Origin of the sequence: Escherichia sp. WS568, assembly GCF_046486085.1 — a bacterium.
GTDB classification, from domain to species: Bacteria; Pseudomonadota; Gammaproteobacteria; order Enterobacterales; family Enterobacteriaceae; genus Escherichia; species Escherichia coli.
The window spans coordinates 61,075-82,424 of sequence record NZ_JBJQMC010000012.1 but is presented as its reverse complement, the minus strand read 5'-3'; the positions used below and the strand labels follow the sequence as shown (position 1 = coordinate 82,424).

21 protein-coding genes are annotated in these 21,350 nt (G+C 52.7%); 2 read left to right on the top strand and 19 right to left on the bottom strand.

What is annotated here, in order from left to right; genetic code table 11:
- Window positions 1–9: 9 nt before the first annotated feature.
- The 14 genes from pgmB to pspA all read right to left on the bottom strand — a co-directional run bounded on the left by pgmB (window position 10) and on the right by pspA (window position 12,738).
- Window positions 10–669 (bottom strand): beta-phosphoglucomutase, encoded by a 660-nt coding sequence (gene pgmB, locus ACJHWR_RS14895; protein WP_000775773.1) that lies wholly within the window; start codon window positions 667–669, stop codon window positions 10–12.
- The gene (locus ACJHWR_RS14890; RefSeq protein WP_000198069.1) at window positions 666–2,933 is read right to left on the bottom strand and encodes a glycoside hydrolase family 65 protein; all 2,268 of its coding nucleotides are present in this window, start codon (window positions 2,931–2,933) and stop codon (window positions 666–668) included. The genes pgmB and ACJHWR_RS14890 overlap by 4 nt, the downstream gene beginning before the upstream one ends.
- On the bottom strand, window positions 2,930–3,985 hold the full coding sequence (locus ACJHWR_RS14885) for a Gfo/Idh/MocA family protein (RefSeq protein ID WP_000833579.1): 1,056 nt from the start codon (window positions 3,983–3,985) through the stop codon (window positions 2,930–2,932). Before ACJHWR_RS14885 ends, ACJHWR_RS14890 begins: the two co-directional genes overlap by 4 nt.
- Window positions 3,986–3,994: 9 nt before the next feature.
- Window positions 3,995–4,783 carry a sugar phosphate isomerase/epimerase family protein gene (locus ACJHWR_RS14880; protein ID WP_000690227.1) on the bottom strand — a complete coding sequence of 263 codons (789 nt, stop codon included), beginning with the start codon at window positions 4,781–4,783 and terminating at the stop codon, window positions 3,995–3,997.
- A 17-nt stretch (window positions 4,784–4,800) separates the two neighbouring features.
- Entirely contained in the window at window positions 4,801–5,853 is a 1,053-nt protein-coding gene (locus ACJHWR_RS14875; protein WP_000737351.1) for a zinc-dependent alcohol dehydrogenase, read from the bottom strand.
- A 30-nt stretch (window positions 5,854–5,883) separates the two neighbouring features.
- A complete protein-coding gene (locus tag ACJHWR_RS14870; protein WP_000224671.1) occupies window positions 5,884–6,726 on the bottom strand; it encodes a carbohydrate ABC transporter permease in 843 nt (280 codons plus the stop codon).
- A complete protein-coding gene (locus ACJHWR_RS14865; RefSeq protein WP_001080790.1) occupies window positions 6,713–7,594 on the bottom strand; it encodes a carbohydrate ABC transporter permease in 882 nt (293 codons plus the stop codon). The genes ACJHWR_RS14870 and ACJHWR_RS14865 overlap by 14 nt, the downstream gene beginning before the upstream one ends.
- A 20-nt stretch (window positions 7,595–7,614) precedes the next feature.
- A complete protein-coding gene (locus tag ACJHWR_RS14860) occupies window positions 7,615–8,907 on the bottom strand; it encodes an ABC transporter substrate-binding protein (protein WP_000597477.1) in 1,293 nt (430 codons plus the stop codon).
- A gap of 13 nt (window positions 8,908–8,920) precedes the next feature.
- Window positions 8,921–10,600: a glucosylglycerate phosphorylase gene (gene ycjM / locus ACJHWR_RS14855; RefSeq protein WP_012311604.1), complete on the bottom strand. Its 1,680-nt coding sequence runs from the start codon at window positions 10,598–10,600 to the stop codon at window positions 8,921–8,923.
- A 213-nt stretch (window positions 10,601–10,813) separates the two neighbouring features.
- Entirely contained in the window at window positions 10,814–11,128 is a 315-nt protein-coding gene (pspE, locus tag ACJHWR_RS14850; protein WP_000473109.1) for a thiosulfate sulfurtransferase PspE, read from the bottom strand.
- A 74-nt stretch (window positions 11,129–11,202) separates the two neighbouring features.
- Window positions 11,203–11,424 carry a phage shock protein PspD gene (gene pspD, locus ACJHWR_RS14845; RefSeq protein ID WP_001295585.1) on the bottom strand — a complete coding sequence of 74 codons (222 nt, stop codon included), beginning with the start codon at window positions 11,422–11,424 and terminating at the stop codon, window positions 11,203–11,205.
- 8 nt (window positions 11,425–11,432) lie between these two features.
- Window positions 11,433–11,792 carry an envelope stress response membrane protein PspC gene (gene pspC, locus ACJHWR_RS14840; RefSeq protein ID WP_000907387.1) on the bottom strand — a complete coding sequence of 120 codons (360 nt, stop codon included), beginning with the start codon at window positions 11,790–11,792 and terminating at the stop codon, window positions 11,433–11,435.
- Window positions 11,792–12,016 (bottom strand): envelope stress response membrane protein PspB, encoded by a 225-nt coding sequence (gene pspB / locus ACJHWR_RS14835; RefSeq protein ID WP_001274963.1) that lies wholly within the window; start codon window positions 12,014–12,016, stop codon window positions 11,792–11,794. Before pspB ends, pspC begins: the two co-directional genes overlap by 1 nt.
- A 53-nt stretch (window positions 12,017–12,069) precedes the next feature.
- A complete protein-coding gene (pspA, locus tag ACJHWR_RS14830) occupies window positions 12,070–12,738 on the bottom strand; it encodes a phage shock protein PspA (protein ID WP_000511017.1) in 669 nt (222 codons plus the stop codon).
- 166 nt (window positions 12,739–12,904) lie between these two features.
- On the opposite strand from pspA, the gene pspF reads away from it, so the two are divergent.
- Window positions 12,905–13,882, top strand: a complete 978-nt coding sequence (pspF, locus tag ACJHWR_RS14825) for a phage shock protein operon transcriptional activator (RefSeq protein ID WP_000852835.1) — start codon at window positions 12,905–12,907, stop codon at window positions 13,880–13,882.
- A gap of 130 nt (window positions 13,883–14,012) precedes the next feature.
- Here the strand turns inward: pspF and puuE are convergent, their stop codons facing one another.
- The 5 genes from puuE to puuD all read right to left on the bottom strand — a co-directional run bounded on the left by puuE (window position 14,013) and on the right by puuD (window position 19,583).
- A complete protein-coding gene (gene puuE, locus ACJHWR_RS14820) occupies window positions 14,013–15,278 on the bottom strand; it encodes a 4-aminobutyrate transaminase (protein ID WP_000069209.1) in 1,266 nt (421 codons plus the stop codon).
- Between the two features lie 37 nt (window positions 15,279–15,315).
- Entirely contained in the window at window positions 15,316–16,596 is a 1,281-nt protein-coding gene (gene puuB / locus ACJHWR_RS14815) for a gamma-glutamylputrescine oxidase (RefSeq protein WP_000134843.1), read from the bottom strand.
- A 1-nt stretch (window position 16,597) separates the two neighbouring features.
- Window positions 16,598–18,085, bottom strand: a complete 1,488-nt coding sequence (puuC, locus tag ACJHWR_RS14810) for an aldehyde dehydrogenase PuuC (protein WP_001009147.1) — start codon at window positions 18,083–18,085, stop codon at window positions 16,598–16,600.
- A 149-nt stretch (window positions 18,086–18,234) separates the two neighbouring features.
- Window positions 18,235–18,792 (bottom strand): HTH-type transcriptional regulator PuuR, encoded by a 558-nt coding sequence (puuR, locus tag ACJHWR_RS14805; RefSeq protein WP_001278727.1) that lies wholly within the window; start codon window positions 18,790–18,792, stop codon window positions 18,235–18,237.
- 26 nt (window positions 18,793–18,818) lie between these two features.
- Entirely contained in the window at window positions 18,819–19,583 is a 765-nt protein-coding gene (puuD, locus tag ACJHWR_RS14800) for a gamma-glutamyl-gamma-aminobutyrate hydrolase (RefSeq protein ID WP_001307158.1), read from the bottom strand.
- A gap of 211 nt (window positions 19,584–19,794) precedes the next feature.
- Between puuD and puuA the strand changes: the two genes are divergently transcribed.
- The gene (puuA, locus tag ACJHWR_RS14795; protein ID WP_001296746.1) at window positions 19,795–21,213 is read left to right on the top strand and encodes a glutamate-putrescine ligase; all 1,419 of its coding nucleotides are present in this window, start codon (window positions 19,795–19,797) and stop codon (window positions 21,211–21,213) included.
- Window positions 21,214–21,350 lie beyond the last annotated feature (137 nt).

Sequence of the window (21,350 nt, the reverse complement as noted above, 5' to 3'; positions counted from 1 at the left end):
ATTCCTTTGCTATACGTTTTGCCAGAAGGCCGATAACCGCGGCCATGTGAGAGATTCCGTTGAGGGCAACAGCAATTGCGCCCCGGTTAAGCCCGCGCCGATCCCCACCGAGCGCATACCGCTGGCGTTAATGGCTTCAATGCCCGCCTGCGCATCTTCAATGCCGATACATGCCTGTGGCGGCACGCCCAGCCCTGCACAGGCGGCGAGAAAGATTTCCGGGTCCGGTTTCGAATTTTTGAGTTGGGAAGCGTCCGCGCAGAAGGTGAAAAACTCGCGCAGCTCCAGCGCTGCTAAAATCGTCGGCGCATTCAGGGAGACAGAAGCCAGCCCAACCGGAATCTGCTGTGCTCGGAGCTCTACCAGCAAATTGTGAATGCCAGGCAGCACAGCATTAACCGTCAGTTCGCGCAGTGAGTGGACGTAAAGCAGATTTTTGCGATACGCCAGTTGCGCCCGTTCCTGTGGGTTAAAATCGCCCTCTTTACCCCCGTGCTGCAGAATTCGCCGCAGGGACTCATCGCGGCTGATCCCTTTTAGGAATTCGTTAAACTGCGCATCAATGCTGATGCCAATTTCAGCGGCAATCTGCTGCCACGCCTGGAAATGCAGATGTGCGGTATCGGTGATTACTCCATCCAGATCGAAAATTACCCCTTGCAGTTTCATTCACCCTCCTGATGCGTGGTAGCGGTCCCATTGAAGGGCAAAATAAAATCCCCTAAACAGAAAACAGATTCTTCAGAGACTGAAATAAGCTGACCGTTCAAACGCAGTGAAACTGGCGCAGAAGTCCGAATCGCAATGCGCTGCGCGTCAAGAGTGACCTGTAATTCACAGCCCTGCCAGAACAGAGGGAAAGACAACTGTTGCCACTGCTCAGGTAACGCCGGATTGAGATGTAATTCACCGTTGCGCACGCTGGCCCCGGCAAAACCCTGAATCGCCCCCAACCAGATTGCGCCAGTTGCGGCAGCGTGGATACCGTCATCACAGCTATGCGGATCAGCACCAAGATCGATTTCAGTCCCCTCCCGCCAGAACTGATAACTTTGCGCCAACAGGCCACAGCGTGCGGCAACAATGCCGTGGATCGCTTTACTCAGTGAAGAGTCGTGAATGGTGCGCGGTTCATAAAATTGCAGATTGGCAAGACACGATGCCGCTGAGTACTGCTCCGGCAGCATGTAATTGAGCATCACCACATCAGCTTGTTTGAGGATCTGCATCTCGTTCACTTCTGCGCGTGAATAATCCAGCAGAATGGTTTGCTTCCCCGCCGCCGCTTTGTATTTCGCCAGATTAATCGCTGGTTTCGCCATAAACGAATCATCCTGCGGCAAAACGCCGTCGGGCTGAATTTCTGGCAGCCGCAGTTCTTTAAGGAACATTTCGGCGCGATGGATAAACGCATCGTCGCTACAGCCAAATTGACGAGCGATGTTCAGCGCCTGCTGGACGTTGTAATACGCCATATAGCTGGTGAAGGCGTTATTATTGACATGTTCGGTATATTCGTCTGGCCCAATAACATCATGAATTTCCAGACGGTCGTTAACCCTCACCGTGCGGCTAATCCAGAACTTTGCAGTTTCCAGAAGTAGCGCCATGCCTTCATGAGCAATGAAACTTTCATCCCCCGTGGTCTGCCAGTATTGAACAACCGCCCAGGCGATATCGGCGACCAGATGATGTTCCGCCTGCGCCGAGGCCACTTTTTGCCGCAGCCCGGTGCGAATGTTAATGGCGGCAAATTCCGGCGTCTCTTCTTCGCCGCTGCGCGCGCTTTCCCACGGAAATAGCGCGCCCTGCCAGCCGTTGCGTCGCGCTTTCTCCTGCGCGCCTGGCAAGTTGTGCCAGCGATAACGCAGTAAACTTCTGGCAATCGTCGGTTCGCTAAACAGATGGAACGGCAGTAAAAATACTTCCGTATCCCAGAAAACGTGGCCTTTGTAGCCTTCCCCGGTCAAACCTTTTGCCGCAATACTGCTGCGCTCGTCGTGAGCAGGCGTCATGATGCGTAGGTGATAAAGCGCATAATCTAACGCTTGCTGATCGTGCGCATCGCCACCGTTTACCGTGATACGACGTTTCTGCCACCATTGACGCCAGTTTTCTGTGGATGCTGCAAGAAGTTGGTCGTAACTCTGCTGTACACACATTTCAAGCTGACGAAGCGATGCACTACCCCACTCGTCTAAAGCGACGTGTCTGTCGTCCCGCCAGTCGATCCACACCCGTTTTTGCAGCGTCAGCGTTTTGCCCGCAGGTAGTTGTGCACTGGTATGTTGCAGCAAGCGGCGCTCTTTGGCGGTATAGCATTGCTGCACGTCACCGCTCACCTGGCAGCAACAGCTGATGGCCACATCACTGCGTCCATCCTGAGTGGTATAGATCCCCTGCATCAAATGCTGACCAAACACCCGCACCTGGGTTTCGTCGAGATGTTGTCGTCCGTGGTTGGTTTGCGTGGCGTCAATGCCTGTTGAAATCAGCACTGACGCGTCAGCGTCCAGCGGCGTAATGCTGATTTCCAGCGCCATCAGCGGCAGTTGTTCTGCCGAAACAAAGCGACGGCTGGCGATGGCATAACGTGCGCCGCTGGCTGAAGACCAGACGACATTGCGACGTAATTCTCCACTGGCGAAGTCAAGCTCGCGCTGCCACGTTTCGCGGGATAGCGCAAAAAGTTCACCATTCAAGGTAATCTCCATCCCTATGACGTCAGGCAGGTTCACCAGTTCGTTGATGTCATTTTTCCCCGCGCGATGATAAAGCCCCGCCAGATACATACCGCGTGTCTGGCGCGTATAATCTTCTTCATGGCTGGCGCGAAGCCCAAGATAGCCGTTCCCCTGCGCCATCAGCGAAGCATACTTGTTCAGGGTATGCTGGCTGAAATGGGGTTCCGTTAACGTTACTGGCCTGGTCATAATTCCACACGCGTCCCTGTTTCTGCGGATTGATACAACGCCGCCACCAGTTGCTGGATGATGTACCCCTGCTCGGCGTCGGCTATCATCACGGGCTTACCTTGTACGTGGTTGATAAAGGCTTCCATACTGCGCAGATGACGGTTGTCGTCTGCCATTTCCCGTTGCATCAGCGTCATTAACTCACCGTTGTTATCGGTGTAGATATGTGCTGGAAACAGCGTCGCCCCGGCTTTATCACCACAAAAGCTGACATTCATAATCGACTGTTCGCGGATGTTGAGTGCAAATGAGGTCTCAAGCCACAGAATGCCGCCGTTATGAAATTCAATGGTGCCAAACAGCGAATCTTCGACGCTGTAGGTTGCCGGGTCCCACTCGCCAAATTGACCGCAGCTCTTTTGTGTGCCGATCTTTTGAAAGCTATGCGCGGTCACGCTTTTCACCGCCGGAAAGCCCAGTACATACATCGCCGCATCCAGCATATGAATGCCGATGTCAATAAGCGGCCCGCCGCCCTGCAATTCTTTATTGGTAAAAACGCCCCAGCCGGGAACGCCGCAGCGACGCAGGGCGCGGGCGGTGGTAACGTAAATCTCTCCCAAAACGCCGTTGGTCACCTGTTCACGCAGCTGTTGCGTATCGAGTGCAAAACGATGGTGAAAGTCGTAGGCCAGCACCTTGCCCTGTTTGCGCGCGGTATCGCACATTTCCCGCGCCTGTTCTGGCGTCATGGCGGGCGGTTTTTCGCACATCACATGGCAGCCCGCTTCCAGCGCCATCAGGGTATGTTCGTAATGAAAACGGTTAGGTGAGCAGACGCTAACCACATCAGGTTTCACCGCCAGCAGCATGGCCTGCGGATCGTCCCACACGGATGCATTCCCGTATTTTTCTGCCAGCGCCTGCGCCTGGGAAAGGCGGCTGTCACAGACAGCCACCAGTTCCAGATCGTTGCGGGTGCAGTAGTACGAAGCATGAACTTTATCCGCCACCTGGCCCGCGCCTATGATCGCGACCCGCAGCGGAGAGCTTGTCATTGCACTTTTCACAAAGACCTCTTAGCAGGTACGCAACCAGGCCAAAGAATCACGGTACGCCTGGGCAGGATCTTCTGCCCGGATACGCCCTTCGTACACCACATAGCCCTGATAGTTATCCGCGCGCAGCTGTTCAAACAGCGCGTGGAAATCCAGGGTGCCGCTGCCCGGCTGGTAGCGATGGTTATCGGCAATATGCACATGACCGAGCAGGTCGCGGTTGTCATGCAGCGCCTGCGCCAGGTTATCTTCTTCGATATTCATGTGATAGAAATCGCCGATAATCTGTACATGTTTAAGATCGTTTTCGACGATGTAACGACGAGCATCGGCGAGGGTGTTGATCATGTGATCCTGATAGCGGTTTAACGGTTCGAGGTACACCACGGTTCCGGTACGTGCGGCCGCCTGTTCCAGTACGCGCAGGGAATCACTCACCATTTTGCGGTCGCCATCCAGGCTACGCGGCGAGGTCATCGGCGGTAAGCGGAAGGTAAACATGCCCCATGCAGCCGGAACGACGATACCTTTACCGCCCACTTCTGCCAGAGCTTCAAGAATGCGTTCGATCTGCTTTAAGCCATTAAGTCGACGCTCTTCGATAAAGTCGCCAATCCAACCGTCATAGCCACCGCAGGCGGTGGTCACCGGTAAACCGGTTTCTTTGATTGCCGCTTTGACTTCTTCGATGTTGTTGACCAGCAGTTTGCCGTCAATCTCAAAACCATCGAAGCCCATCTCTTTGATATAACGAAATTTCTCCAGAATATTTTCCGGAAAGAATGCCTGATTCTGTGTGCCTATTTTCATTTTTTCATTCCTTTGAATTAAAACGTAACGCCCATTTTGATGCTCTGTTCCGGATGCTGATCGACATACTGCATGTAGCTTTCCGGGCTGTTGGCAAAGGTCACTACCGGGTCGATTAAATCTTCGCAATTGAGATAACCGTTCATCAGCAGTTCCCAGCAGGTTTCTTCAATACGCTTACGGCTCCAGCGCGGATAATCCGGGTTCGGTTCGCTGCACGCGCGGGAGAAAACAATTTTGGCGTTATTGAAATGCGCTTCGCGTCCGAGGTTAAAACCTTCAGCAAATGGTTTGGCAAACGCGACATACGAGATGGTGCCGCCGTAGGACAGACCGCGCAGCGCCGATTGCAGCGCGTCGGCGTAACCGCTGGTTTCGATAATCACATCGGCACCCTGCTTGCCGGTCAGCGTTTTGATCTCTTTGCCTACGTCAGTGCCAATGGGGTTAAGGCAGAAATCAGCACCGTGGCGACGGGCAATCTCACAGCGATGGGCGATAGGATCGACGCCAATTACCACCGATGCGCCAGCGCGTTTCGCCAGTTGGATGGCAATTTGACCGATCGCGCCAAGCCCTACCACCACGACAAAATCCCCTACGCGTACGTTGGCATCGCGCACGCCGCTCATGGCAAACTGCGCCGGGTCGTAACAGACGGCGTTTTTCCAGGAGCTGCCTTGCGGCATTTTGCGCAGCTTGTAGTTATTCACTGCGTTAATGATGACCGTCTCGGAGAGCGGGCCGTAGCCGCATACGCTGTCGCCCACCGCGTAGTCGGTAACGTCGCTGCCGCACTCGATAATGTCGCCAACCACCATGTTGCCAAGCTGGAATTTGCCAAACTCAATGCCGCGCGGCGCATCTGCGGGACGCGGGGTGAACATCTGCCACTCGCCGTTAAAGTCTTCATCGATAAACGGGCTGGCGGCGCGGAAGTCGACCACTTCCGTTCCGTGTTTCGGTGCGCCGAAACGCACGCGGATCTTCACTTCATTGGCTAAAATCGCCCGATCTTCATACTCAACCAGCGCAGCAACGCGCGGTGCTGTGGCTACTAACTTTTTCATGTAAAACTCCTTGTAAAGAAACTGGCCGCTTTAGCCCTTCACGCCACCGGCGGTCAAACCACTCTTAATAAAACGTTCCGAAAGCGCATACATAATCACCACCGGCAATGCGGTCACCAGCGAGGCCGCCATCATGCGTCCCCAGATGTAATCAGGCGTACTGAACAGCGCGTTCAGGCCCACTGGTAAGGTGAAATTGCTGGCGCTGGAGAGGAAAATCGACGCAAACAGATAGTCGTTCCACGCCACCATAAAGCAGTAGACGAACACGGAGATCAGCCCGGACATTGCCAGCGGCACGGTAATGCGGAAGATGATTTGCAGCCGGTTGAGGCCATCCATCATCGCCGCTTCTTCAATCTCATCAGGGATGGTGTCGAAGTAGCTTTTCAGCATAAACACGGCGGTGGGCAGGGTTTGCGTTACCATGGTGATGATCAGCGCCATCTCGGTGTCGTATATGCCAAGCGCGGTGATGATTTTGAACAGCGGCACCACCAGCAAAATGCCGGAGAACATGTACACCGTGTAAAAGCTGGCGTTGATGGTCATCCGCCCTTTAAAGCGCAGGCGGGAAAGCGCGTAAGCCCCGAGAATGCCGAGAAATACTGCTATCACGGATGAAACTACCGACACCACCATGCTGTTACGGAAATAATCGACAAACGGGAAAATCACCGGGTTAAAAATGTCGACGTAATGCTCCAGCGTCCACTGCTGTGGCAGCAGCGTAGGATGCAGCGAGATCGCCTCTTTCGCGCTTTTGAACGAGGTCATCAGCATCACAAAAAACGGAAACAGCGTGATGATGAGAAACAGCGCCAGCCCGCAGTAAAAACCGATGCGACTGAGTGTGCGTTTATTTGTTGCCATTGAGGTTCACCCGTTTTCTGGTCAGCAGAATGACAGCGAAAATAATGATGAAGAGCACCACCGAGATCGCCGCCGCTTTCCCTAAGTCATTAAAGGCAAAGGCGGTTTTGTAGAGATAGACGCCGAGAATATCGACCTTGGTCGTCAGCAGATAAACATCAGCAAACATGTAGAACATCCAGATGGTGCGCAGCGTCACCACCGTCGCCAGGACCGGCATAATCGCGGGCAGCGTGACGATGCGAAACCGTTGCCAGGCATTCGCGCCGTCCATCTCTGCCGCTTCGTACAACGATTTATCAATGGTCTGCAAAATCGCCAGAAACGAGATAAAGGCATACGGGAAGTAGCGCCAGATGGCGAACAGCACCACCAGCACAAAGCTACTGCCCGGATTATCGAACCACAGCGGTGCCTGCTCATAGAGATGCAGAAGATCGACGCCGAGGTAGTTCACAATGCCGTAGCCGTTGTTGAACATGTATTTCCAGGCGAACACCAGCGAAATAGACGGCGTTACGTAGGAGAGGATCACCAGCGAACGCGCGGTTTTACGCAGGCGGAACTCGCGGTTGAAAAACATCGCCACTGCCAGCCCGAGCACGGTGCTACCTGCCACCACCAGCGCGGTATACCAGACCGTCATCCACAGCGAGTGCCAGAAGCCGGGATCGGAGAGAATACGCACATAGTTGCTCACCCCAACAAACGTTGACTCGATGTTGGGATTAAGCGGCAGACGTAAAAAACTGATTTCGATATTCGACACCATTGGCCACGCCACCAGACCGCCCAGCAGTAATAAGCTGGGCGCGAGAAGCAGCAGCGCAAAGGGCATATCGGAACGACCTGAAAAAAGCCTGTTCATTGCGGATTCCTGTCCTGGGATTAGTGCTGTTCGATCAGTTCATCCAGCTTTTTCTGGCTCGTTTGCAGCGTGGTAGAGAGGTCGGCTTTACCCACGGTGACGTTATGCACCATGGAGCTCACCACGCCAGAACCCGTCACATCGCCCATGCGGGTAAAATTTTTATCCCCTACTGCGCCAAAGACCTGAATATTTGGCAGTTCGCTGATTAACTGATTTGGCAATTCTCCCAGCGCCTTAATAACGTCGTTGTCTTTCCAGGTGGCGGTAGTGACAACCGCTTTGTTCACCGGCAGCGCCGCGCCTGGCGACATCATCACCCAGTCGGCAATGTTGTCTGCCTGCTCCATAAAGGTGACAAATTTTTCAGCCGCTTCGGTCTCTTCGGTCTTTTGCCCGGCGGTAATGGTCAGCGAGGTCAACATGCCGTAGACCGCAGAGTTTTTCTCGGTGGGTACAACGAAACCAACGTTTTTCGGATCGCCCTCTTTAATCACAGCCGGAAGGATATAGGTGGAGTAAATCGCCATCGGCGCGGTGCCGTTCATAAAAGCGTCTTTCACCTCCATGATGTCGTTAGAACCCGGCATGGTGTTGGCAGCAAGGTCGCGGTAATAGGTCAGCGCCTGCATCATCTCTGGTGTATCAAGGGTGATTTTGCCTTCGGCGTTAAAGACGTTGGCCTGGTTGGATAAGGCAAACTGGGAGAAGGATTGTTCCGTCAGCACACTTTCTGCCGTAGGCAGCGCAATGCCATATTTTTTATTCGCCGGGTCATTCAGTTTCTGCGCGACATCCAGCAATTGCTGCCAGTTTTTCGGCTCCTCCAGCCCGGCTTTTGCCAGCACATCTTTGCGATACCAGATGCCGCCAATCCAGGCGCTGACAGGAACACCGGTCCATGCGCTACCATCTTCGGTGCGCACAATCCGCAGAACGCCATCGTAGAACGCGCCTTCACCGACGTTGCTGATGACCGTGGCAACCGCCAGGCGATCGATAAGCTGCTCTTTGTCCATAACTTTGGCGTAGTCATGGCTGGTTTCGATCACTTCCGGCAGCGAACCACTACGTGAAAGGGTAATGACTTTGGTGTTATAGGCGTCTTCTTCCACGGGCACTTGTTTAACGGTGATGCCCGGGTTTTCTTTTTCAAAACGCGCAATTAACTGACTAATTACCGCCTGGCGTTCCTGTTCCACCGAAGAATGCATAAACTCAATGGAGACATTCGTTTTATTTTCTTCTTTACAACCTGAAATCAGGGCGCAGGAAACCAGTGCTGATAACAGCACGATTTTTGATTTAATCATGAGATGTTCCTTTTTATTTAATCCACATAACCTGCCAGGGGCGCAGCGTTATTTCATTACCCACTATATCAACTTCACTAATCAGATCCCGACCGTGCAGGTCAGTAATATTTATATGCTGAATATTTTCACTGACATTAAACAATCCTGTCAGACAATTACCATCCGCGTTGCTTCTTTGAATACACATTACGGATGAATTAACCGTGTCGATGGTAAAATCATTATCTGGATGAAACTCGTTATGACTTCGACGAATTTTAATTAGTCGCGACAATTCATGATATACCGCGTGCCTTAACGTCGTTTTATTGTTCAGTTCGGTCGTGATCTCTTTACTGTAATATTTTTTACGGTTAATCGCACGGTTATATCCCAGTTTTTCGACACCTGCGTAATCATTACGCGAGCCCAGAATACTTTGAATATATATCGCTGGCACACCGGGGAAACTTAACAAAATCGCATGGGCAAGGATAAACCTGGCGCAACGTTCTTCATCGCTACTCTCGCGGCGGTTTAACGCATCCATATAAGTGACATTCATTTCATACGGGCTACGCGTACCGTCGGGATTATTTTTCCAGTTAACTAATGCCCCTTCCTGCTGTAATGCCTCGACCAGCGCTAATATTTCGCTTTCGGGTAGCAAGCCACGCAGTGGGTTAAGCCCGATGCCATCGTGAGAGGCGAGGAAGTTAAACCAGGTGGTGTTGCTGGAAGGTAGTGTCAGGTTTTGCGCCCACGCACAAAGCGCCTCAACGTTCTGTTTTTGCACCGCATGCAGCACCAGCGGCGGCAGCGAGAACTGGTACACCATATGCGCTTCGTCATCACCGTTGCCAAAGTAAGCAATGTTGTCTCTGTGCGGAACATTGGTCTCGGTAATGATCACTGTACCTGGTGCTACGTCATCAATAATCGACCGTAACAGTTTGATAATCAGATGTGTTTTTTCCAGATGGATGCAGCTTGTTCCCGGCTCTTTCCACATAAAGCCAACGGCATCCAGACGGACATATTCTGCGCCCTTTTCCAGGTAGCACAGCAATACATCCACCATCGCCAGTAACACTTCAGGGCTACGGTAATTCAGGTCAATTTGATCGTCACTAAAGGTGGTCCATAAATGGCGCGTTGAATGATCGCGCATCTGGAATGGCGTTAATAACGGTAACGCACGCGGGCGAGTGACGACGCTGAGATCGGTTTGCGGGTCAACGGCAATAAAAAAATCTTCAAAACCTGGCTGCTGTTGTAAATAGTTTTTAAACCATTCACTTTTTGCCGACATATGGTTGCAGACAAAATCAAACATTAAATGACTGCATTCACCGAGTTGCTGAATATCCTGCCACTCCCCCGCTTCACTAGCGACCTGTTGATAATCAATTACCGAAAAGCCATCATCAGATGACCATGGATAAAAAGGTAATAAATGAACATGTGAAAAAATGCTTTGCAGCCATTGAGGGTAAAACTGATTAAATGTGGGTAGTGGTTTTAAATCATTACTGTGAAATTGATCGGCATAGGTGATTAACACGACATCACTTTCATCCCAGTGTTTTTTACGTCGCAGTGTAATTAATCGTTTCGCACTCTCAAGACGCGTTACAAGTTTCTGTAAATGAGTTGCGGTAAATGTTCCACCGTAGATTTCGTCCAGGTAATCCGTAATTTTCTGTTTCATGTTGCCTTTCCGTGGTAGCGGTCCCATGAAACGAGAGACTACTCCGCAGAAAATAAACTGTCAATTGAGCACAAGGGTTTTAGTCACGCAGGAAATCATTTTTTACCAGGGAAAAAGCGTATTTGTGAGCTGACGCAAATAATCTATGGGGATGTAAATAAGGTGTAACAGAAAAAGTAAACGGCGCATAAGCGCCGCTTAGGGTGGATTCTTTTAACCTTTGACCTTCGGCATTGCGATGTCTTTCAGGCCGCCGGCGTTCTCAACGTGGGTATATCCCATCTCGCTAAGGATCTCTTTTGCCTGCCCTGACTGGCGTCCGGCATTGCAATACACTTTCACGGTGTCGTTTTTATCCGGAACGGCGGTGGCAATGCGCTCTTTCACTTCCTTCAGGGGAATATTGATGGCCCCCTGAACGTGCTCTTGCTGATACTGCTCAGGAACACGAACATCGATCCAGTGTTCAGCGGCGAAAACGGGCAGTGAAAACACCAGTGCCAGAGCAAGTAAGCCTTTTTTAAACATGTAAGCGTCCTTCTATGGATGAAAATTGCCATCCATTATACGCCTGAGATTTAACAATTTTTGCGAAATTCCCCTCACCTTTTATAACGCTGTGCCAGTTTATTGGCAGCCCGACTTAACAGCGGTTCCAGCGCCACAGCCAGCAACATTTTCAGCGGTCGGCGAGCAACTGATTTTATCGCCCAGCCCGCCACACCCGCCGGGCCATAGCGCAGTGCGGTAAGAAGTACCAGCTTGCCTGCTAATTTGAACCCAGGCTTCACCTTTTGCCCGGCCTGTTGCCAGCGAGTATTCATAACTTTCCTCACAGTTGACGGAAACGGCTACGTAACGTGAAAGTATCGGAAGTGACATAACGTTCCATCTCGCGTAAACGCGTTTCACTTGCCGCCAGTTCACGGTCGACTTCATCCAGCAATTCGCTGCTGGAAGGTAGCTGCTCACCAAAGGCCATGTTGTCCGGCATTGGATCAAGCGCAAATGACAAAATGATGTAAGCAACCAGGGTAAACAGCGCCAGACCGAAGAAAATCGACAGCACCACCAGGATACGCACCAGTTTTACTGGTACATCAAAATAGTTGGCAATCCCGGCGCAGACGCCACGGACCATGCCCTGCTGTGGAATACGCCATAATTTTTTATTGAGATTAATGCCCGCCATTAGCGATCCCTCCAGTTCGGATGTTCTGCATCAAGAATGGATTCCAGCGCCTGAATACGTTCGCGCATCCGTTTTGCTTCATCAGCCAGTTGCGCTAATCGCTGCTGCTCACTTTGCGACAATTCACTGCGACCAGAACGATTGCTGTAATGCAGCCATAACCAGATCGGTAAAACAAACAGCACAAAAATGGTTAACGGAATAGCCAGAAATAGCGCGCTCATAAGGACTCCTTAGACGATGAGCGGCGGCGCGTTCGGACGCCGCCTGGATGTTATTATTGATTGTCTTGCTTCATTTTGGCTTTTAATTGTGCCAGTTGCTCGCTGATTGCATCATCGGCTTTCAGTTCGGCAAACTGATCGTCCAGCGATTTTTGTTTACCGAAGCTGTGGCTTTCTGCTTCCGCTTCCATCTGGTCGATACGGCGTTCGAAAGATTCGAAACGAGCCATTGCTTCATCCAGTTTGCCACTGTCCAGCTGACGACGCACATCGCGCGACGAGTTTGCCGCCTGATGGCGTAACATCAATGCCTGCTGGCGAGCGCGTGTTTCGCTCAATTTGTTTTCCAGCTCGCCGATCTCTTTCTTCATACGCACCAGCGTATCGTCCACCAGCGTCACTTCATGTTCCAGGCTCTTAATCAGATCGGTCAGTTTCTGTTTTTCAATTAACGCCGCACGCGCCAGATCCTCTCTCTCTTTCAGCAGTGCCAGTTCCGCTTTTTCCTGCCATTCAATTTCACGAGCCGACGCTTGTTCAATACGGCGAGTCAGCTGTTTCTTTTCTGCCAGCGCACGCGCCGAAGTAGAACGTACTTCAACCAATGTATCTTCCATCTCCTGGATCATCAGACGCACCAGTTTCTGTGGATCTTCCGCTTTCTCTAACAGAGCGTTGATGTTGGCATTCACGATGTCGGCAAAGCGAGAAAAAATACCCATAATGTTGTCCTCTTGATTTCTGCATTCAGGATTGTCCTGCTGAACTATTAATACAATTTGCGTGCCAATTTTTTATCTTTTTGATTTATAAAGATCTGATTGAAGAATCAACAGCAACATGCCAGGATGAATTAGCGAATTACACTAACAAGTGGCGAATTTCATCATGGCAGAATACAAAGATAATTTACTTGGTGAGGCGAATAGCTTTCTCGAAGTGCTGGAACAGGTTTCGCATCTCGCACCACTGGATAAACCGGTGCTCATCATCGGCGAACGCGGCACCGGTAAAGAGTTGATTGCCAGCCGCCTGCATTATCTCTCCTCCCGTTGGCAAGGGCCGTTTATTTCCCTTAACTGCGCGGCGTTAAATGAAAATCTGCTGGATTCCGAACTGTTTGGTCACGAAGCGGGGGCGTTTACCGGTGCGCAAAAACGTCATCCTGGGAGATTTGAACGTGCCGATGGCGGTACGCTATTTCTTGATGAACTCGCTACGGCACCGATGATGGTGCAGGAAAAATTATTGCGTGTGATTGAGTACGGTGAACTGGAGCGCGTTGGCGGTAGTCAGCCATTGCAGGTGAATGTGCGGTTGGTATGCGCGACGAATGCCGATCTCCCGGCGATGGTCAATGAAGGTACTTTTCGCGCTGACCTGCTCGACCGGCTGGCTTTCGATGTAGTGCAACTGCCGCCCCTGCGCGAGCGCGAAAGCGACATTATGCTGATGGCAGAACACTTTGCCATTCAGATGTGTCGGGAAATCAAGCTGCCTCTGTTCCCGGGTTTTACGGAGCGCGCCAGAGAAACATTGCTGAATTATCGCTGGCCGGGAAATATTCGTGAATTGAAAAACGTGGTGGAACGTTCAGTGTATCGCCACGGCACCAGCGATTATCCGCTTGATGACATCATTATTGATCCCTTTAAACGGCGTCCGCCTGAAGACGCTATCGCCGTTTCAGAAACCACCTCGCTTCCAACACTGCCGCTGGATTTACGTGAGTTTCAGATGCAGCAGGAAAAAGAGTTGCTGCAACTCAGTTTGCAACAGGGGAAATATAACCAGAAGCGCGCGGCTGAATTACTGGGGTTAACCTATCATCAGTTCCGCGCGTTGTTGAAAAAGCACCAGATTTAGCGAAGTTGGGCAATACAACTTGCCGGATGCGGCGTGAACGCCTTATCCGGCATACATAATCAATACGTCGTTTGCAGGCCTGATAAGCGCAGCGTATCAGACATTATTGCGTTGACCCTGCTTCTGCGTATTAATCTTTCAGCGCATCCTGCAAAATTTTCATTGCCGCATCGAATTGCGCATCCGGGATGGTCAGCGGATACAGGAAACGAATCACGTTGCCGTATGCGCCACAGGTCAGCAGAAGCAGCCCCTGCGCCAGCGCGCGTTGCTGGATTTTCTGTGCAATCGCCGCTGACGGCTCGCCCGTTTGCGGATCGTTAAACTCTGCCGCAATCATAGACCCCAGACCGCGTACCGCCGCGATGGCCGGAACGCTTTCTTTGGCATCAATCAACGTGTTTGTCAGGCGCTGGCCCAGTTGATTCGCGCGTTCACAGAGTGATTCTTTGTCGATAATGTTGAGCACAGCGTGCGCGGCAGCCACCGCCAGCGGGTTCCCGGCGTAAGTACCACCCAACCCGCCCGGCGCGGGCGCGTCCATAATATTCGCGTTACCGACCACGCCCGAAAGCGGCATGCCGCCCGCGAGGCTTTTCGCCATCGTCATTAAGTCCGGCTTATCGGCGTAGTGATCCATGGCAAACAGTTTACCGGTACGCGCAAAGCCGCTTTGCACTTCATCGGCAATCATCACAATGCCGTGCTCGTCGCACAGGCGGCGAATGGCGGCAACCAGCTCTTTTGGTGCAACGTTGAAACCGCCTTCGCCCTGCACCGGTTCGAAAATAATCGCCGCCACCTGCTTCGCTTCAATGTCAGATTTAAACAAGCGTTCGATGGCGTCGAGAGAGTCCTGCGTTGAAACGCCATGTAAATCTGACGGATAAGGTACGTGATATACCGAACCGGGGAACGGGCCGAAGCCGATTTTGTACGGCGCGACCTTTCCGGTCAGCGCCATGGTCATATATGTACGACCGTGGAAGCCGCCGCTAAACGCAATCACGCCAGGGCGTCCGGTATGGGCGCGGGCGATTTTCACCGCGTTCTCCACCGCTTCCGCACCGGTGGTGAAGAACGCAGTTTTAGCCTGCCCGCTCACCGGGGCAAGGGCGTTGATTTTCTCCGCCAGGGTGACGTAGCTTTCGTACGGCACAATCTGATACGCCGTGTGGGTAAACTGTTGCAATTGCTGCTCCACCGCCGCGACCAGATCAGGGTGGCGATGCCCGGTATTCAGCACCGCAATGCCTGCGGCGAAATCGATGTATTCGTTGCCCTCTACGTCCTTCAGCATGGCGTTTTCTGCCGACTGGGCGAAGAAGTTACACATCACGCCAACCCCGCGAGGGGTAGCAGAAAGACGACGCTGATGGAATTCATTGTTGCTCATGTTTCACACCTTTTGACTCTTCACTGTTAATCGGAAATTAAACGCCCAGACGATCGCGCAGGCTGTAATAAGCCGCGCCCATCGCGGTAAATGGCACGCGCAGCGTGCGCCCGCCGGGGAACGGGTAATGCGGCAGATTGGCAAAGGCGTCGAAGCGTTCGGCGTCACCGCGCAGCAGTTCAGCAATCAAACGCCCGGCAAGATGGGTACAGGTGACGCCGTGGCCGCTGTAACCCTGCATGTAATAGATGTTGGTATCAAGGCGACCGAACTGCGGCATGCGTGACAGGGTCAGCAGGAAGTTGCCCGTCCAGCGGTAATCAATTTTCACGCCCTTCAGCTGCGGGAAGGTTTTCAGCAGTTTCGGCACCACAAGGCGCTCAACATCGTCCGGGTCGCGTGCGCCGTAGACCACGCCGCCGCCGTACAGCAGGCGGTTATCGGCAGTCAGGCGGTAGTAATCAAGAAGATAGTTACAGTCTTCCACACAGTAGTTTTTCGGGATCAGCGAACGGGCTAAATCTTCCGACAGCCGTTCGGTGGTGATCACCTGCGTGCCGCACGGCATGCTGCGTTTCGCTAGTTCCGGCTCTACTTTATCGCCCAGATACGCATTCCCGGCGACAATCACGTATTTCGCCGTCACCTGACCTTTGGCAGTTCGCACAACGGCTGGCGTGGTGTGCTGGATCTGCGTCACGGCAGAAAGTTCATACACGCGCCCGCCGTTCAGGCGGATGGCGTCCGCTTCGCCAATGGCGAGGTTTAGCGGATGAATATGCCCACCGCTGTGATCCAGCAGCGCACCAGTGTAGCGATCGCTGGCGACCTCGCGGCGAATAGCGTTGGCGTCCAGCAGCTCCAGCTGTTTATTGCCGTAGCGTTCCCAGTTCTCTTTCTGCTCTTCGAGTGTGGCGAGCTGTTTATCATTCATCGCCACAAACAGGCCGCCGGGGCGGTAGTCGCAGTCAATCTGATAACGTTTGATACGTTCGCGGATGATCTCTCCGCCTTCAAACATCATGCTGCCGAGCATACGGGCGGTGTCCATGCCGTAGCTTTTTTCGATCACGTCGATGTCGCGGCTGTAGGAGTTCACAAGCTGCCCGCCATTGCGTCCGCTTGCGCCGAAGCCGATGCGTGAGGCTTCGAGAACCACTACATCAAAGCCCGCTTCCGCCAGATGCAGCGCGGAGGAAAGCCCGGTATAGCCGCCACCGACCACGCAAACGTCGCAGGAAATCGACTCATTCAGCGTGTCGAATGGCGCGTATTTATTCGCACTGGCGGCGTAGTAACTGCTGGTATGTTCGGTCATTTCAGGCCTCCAGGCTTATCCAGATGGTTTTCAGTTCGGTGAATTTGTCAAGGGCATGCAGGGATTTGTCGCGCCCGTTGCCGCTCTGCTTATAGCCGCCAAACGGCACGGTCATATCGCCGTCGTTGTAGTTATTGACGAAGACGGAGCCGGCTTTCAGGCGGCGACTCATGCGGTGCGCGCGGGAGAGGTCGCGCGTCCATACCGCCGCGCCAAGTCCGTACTGGCAGTCGTTGGCAAGCTGTAGCGCCTGTTCTTCTGATGTGAAACGCGTGACCACCAGCACCGGACCGAAAATCTCTTCGCGGCTTAAGGACGCATTCGGGTCTACCTCCACAAAGATGGTCGGGCCGATGGCGGCAGCCAGCTCGGCGTTACGGCCATCCAGCAGCAGTTGCCCTTTGCTTTCGCCTTCCCGAATAAAGCTATGGACCGAGTCGGCGTGGGCGCAGTCGATTAAGGTGCCCATGGTGGTTGCGGGATCAAGTGGATGGCCCGGCTGCCAGTTTTGCGCCTGCTGTTTTAACAGGGCTAAGAATTCATCGGCGATGCTCTCTTCCAGCAACAAACGCGTTCCGGCGATGCACACCTGGCCCTGGTTGTAGAAAATGCCTGCGGCGGTGGCGCTTGCTGCCTGTTGTAAATCCGGGCAGTCGGCGAAAACGATGTTGGCGCTTTTGCCGCCCGCCTCCAGCCAGACGCGTTTCATGTTGCTGTCGCCCGCGTCCTTCAGCAGCTGTTTCCCGGTGCGGGTTGAGCCAGTAAAGGCAATGGCATCGATATCGTTATGGCGCGAAAGCGCCTGCCCGGCTTCATGACCAAAACCCGTCACCACGTTCAACACACCATCCGGCAGCCCCGCTTCTTTCGCCAGCCCCGCGAGACGAATCGCACTGAGCGGTGATTTTTCAGACGGTTTTAGAATCACGCTGTTTCCCGCCGCCAGCGCCGGGCCGAGTTTCCAGCAAGTCAGCAGCAGCGGGAAGTTCCACGGCACGATGGCGGCAATCACGCCGACCGGTTCACGCACGATCATCGCCAGCTCATGGCTACTGGTGGTCGCCACTTCGCCATACACTTTGTCGATCGCTTCGGCGTACCAGCGAATGGCGCGCGCCGCGCCGGGAATATCATCACGCAGGCTGTGACGAATCGGTTTGCCGGTGTCGAGCGTTTCCAGCAGCGCCAGTTCTTCAGCGTTAGCTTCCATTAAATCGGCGAGTTTATTCAGTACCGCTTTACGTTTAGCCGGAGAAGAGAGTGACCAGTCGCCGCGTTCAAATACGCCGCGTGCTGCGCTCACCGCACGGTCGATATCGACGCTCTTGCCGCGGGCAATTTTCGCCAGCGGTGCCTGGGTGACCGGATCAACGGTTTCAAAAGTTTCATTTTCCGCCGCAGCAGTATATTCACCGTTAATAAATAAGCGGGTTTCAATGGCGAGACTTAACGCTTTATCCTGCCAGTAAGCCAGATGATGAAAATTCATTATGACTCCTGTTTCACGTCTATCAGATATATGCAGTTTGTGAACGTCAGGGCGCAGAGATCCCCGGGCCGTATGCCCGTTTATTTCTGGCGACATTCTTTATGGATTGCCGGGCGCATTGCGCTTACCCGGCTTACAGAACAAAAAGATTAAAACGTGGTGGGCGTATGGGCGCTGATAATTCGGCAAATACCTGCCGACGTATTACTGAAACTGTGCGGGATGCCGGTATTAATGGCATAACTTTGCCCCGCGACGAGATGATAATCCTGACCATTAATCGTCAGAACAATTTCACCTTCCAGTACAGTGCCTATTTCCTCACCCTGATGCTTAATTCTTTCCCCAGTGGTTGTGCCCGGCTGGTACGTTTCAAAGATCATCGCCAGCGTGCGATTCGGGTTACCGTTATGAACCAGCTTCATTGACACACCCTGACTGCCCATCTCAATTAAGTCGTCCTGATTAATGACGACCTGCGGCTCATCAGGTTTTTCCGGCTCGGAAAAGAATTCCGAGAGTGACAGACCATACACCTTCAGCAGCTTTTGCAGCGTACTGATGGCAGGGCTGACTTTATCTTGTTCTATCGTACTGATAGCACTGTGAGTCAGCCCGGAGAGTTCGGCGGCACGACGTTGTGAAAGCCCCTGCTGCTGGCGGATTTCCGACAAGCGTTTTCCTGGCGCCAGTCCCTCATCACTCATATTTGCATTTCCTTAAACTGTAGTGGTCAGAGTCGCTGTTTTTCAGCGATATGGTGCTGACAAGCGGTGATAAAGCCCTCGAACAATATACGCGAAAGCGCGTACTCGCTACTGTTCCACTCCGGGTGCCACTGTACGCCCAGCGCAAAAGGATGATTGATGACGCTAACCGCCTCAACTAAGCCATCCGGCGAGCGAGCTTCAACACGCAACCGTGGGCTAACGACCTTCGCCCCTTGTCCATGCAGAGAGTTTACCCAAAAGTTGCTACATTCAGGTAACAACGCAGACAGCAATCCCCCCTCTTCAACCTGAACTTCATGCGACGGTGCATATTGCTGCTCCACCGGCAGTTCGGGATCTTCCCGATGTTCCAGCAATTCAGGCTGTTCGCACAGCTTGCGATGCAACGAACCACCGGTTGCCACCACCAGTTCCTGTAAACCCCGGCAGATGGCGAAAATGGGGATGCGCCTTTCGAGTGCGGCATTAATTAACGCCATGCTCAGAAGATCACGCCCGGGATCGGCGTCAGGCTCATCGCCGTTTTCACCATATAGGTGCGGCTGCACATTGCTGGGACTACCAGGAAGATAAATACCATCGAGTTTCGGCAAAAGTTGTTCAAGTAACGACGGTTCCGCCAGCGCATGTGGTAGCGCTATTGGCAAACCGCCTGCGTGGATGATGGCATTCAGGTACTTTTCTTGCAGAGTCTGGGTCGCATGACCCTTAAGCCTGTTCCTGCACATTACGACACCGATAACCGGATTGTTCATTATATTTTCCATGCTCAATCTCACAAAGTGGACTAAATTATCGCCATTACTGCGCTTTAAATGACCTTTATGTTCAATATTTTTTCAATCTAGCAGTGGTTTTTCATTTTTGCAAACTCAATTTAACATTTGACAAACATTTAGTTTGCATACAGATTCGAATAGTGGTCATTATATTTTACGCTTTGATAACGAGCGGAAAACAAACCAAAGGCGAAGAATCATGGAAACCAATATCGTTGAAGTAGAGAACTTTGTTCAGCAGTCAGAAGAGAGGCGGGGTAGCGCCTTTACGCAGGAAGTGAAACGCTACCTGGAGCGCTACCCGAATACGCAATATGTTGATGTTTTACTTACCGATTTGAATGGTTGCTTCCGTGGAAAACGTATTCCTGTTTCAAGCCTGAAGAAGCTCGAGAAAGGGTGTTATTTCCCGGCCTCGGTGTTTGCAATGGATATTCTGGGCAACGTAGTAGAAGAAGCGGGCCTGGGTCAGGAAATGGGCGAGCCGGATCGTACCTGTGTTCCTGTTCTCGGTTCCTTAACCCCTTCTGCCGCCGATCCAGAGTTTATCGGTCAGATGCTCCTGACCATGGTCGATGAAGATGGCGCTCCCTTTGACGTTGAGCCGCGGAACGTTCTTAACCGCCTGTGGCAGCAGCTGCGCCAGCGCGGATTGTTCCCGGTCGTAGCGGTAGAGCTGGAGTTCTATTTACTGGATCGCCAGCGCGACGCTGAAGGGTATCTGCAACCGCCCTGCGCGCCCGGCACCGATGACCGCAATACACAAAGCCAGGTTTACTCCGTTGATAACCTCAACCACTTCGCCGACGTGCTCAATGATATTGATGAGCTGGCGCAGTTACAGCTGATTCCGGCAGATGGCGCGGTCGCTGAGGCCTCGCCGGGTCAGTTTGAAATCAATCTTTACCATACCGATAACGTGCTGGAAGCTTGCGATGATGCGCTGGCACTAAAACGCCTGGTGCGTCTGATGGCAGAAAAGCATAAGATGCACGCCACTTTTATGGCGAAGCCGTATGAAGAGCACGCGGGCAGCGGGATGCATATCCATATCAGTATGCAAAATAACCGTGGCGAGAACGTGCTTTCTGACGCGGAAGGCGAAGATTCGCCGCTGCTGAAAAAGATGCTTGCCGGGATGATTGACCTGATGCCGTCATCAATGGCGTTGCTGGCACCAAACGTGAACTCGTATCGCCGCTTCCAGCCAGGTATGTATGTACCGACGCAGGCGTCGTGGGGCCATAACAACCGCACCGTCGCCCTGCGTATTCCCTGCGGCGATCGCCATAATCACCGCGTGGAATATCGCGTGGCGGGTGCCGATGCCAACCCGTATCTGGTGATGGCGGCGATTTTTGCCGGTATTTTGCATGGCCTTGATAACGAACTGCCATTACAGGAAGAAGTCGAAGGTAACGGGCTGGAACAGGAAGGCTTACCCTTCCCGATTCGCCAGAGCGATGCCCTGGGTGAGTTTATCGAGAATGATCACCTGCGCCGCTATTTAGGCGAACGCTTCTGCCATGTCTATCACGCCTGTAAAAATGATGAGCTGTTGCAGTTTGAGCGCCTCATCACAGAAACAGAAATTGAGTGGATGTTGAAAAACGCGTAATACCCCTTGCGGGGTTGTTTCATCGGCCTGAGCGGAGCCAGGCCTGACATTTGCTGGTAATCCAGACATTTCCCGGATGTCGCGTTATGGAGCGCAGGCGGCAACGGGCTTCCGTTAACGATTAAGACTGTGACGAG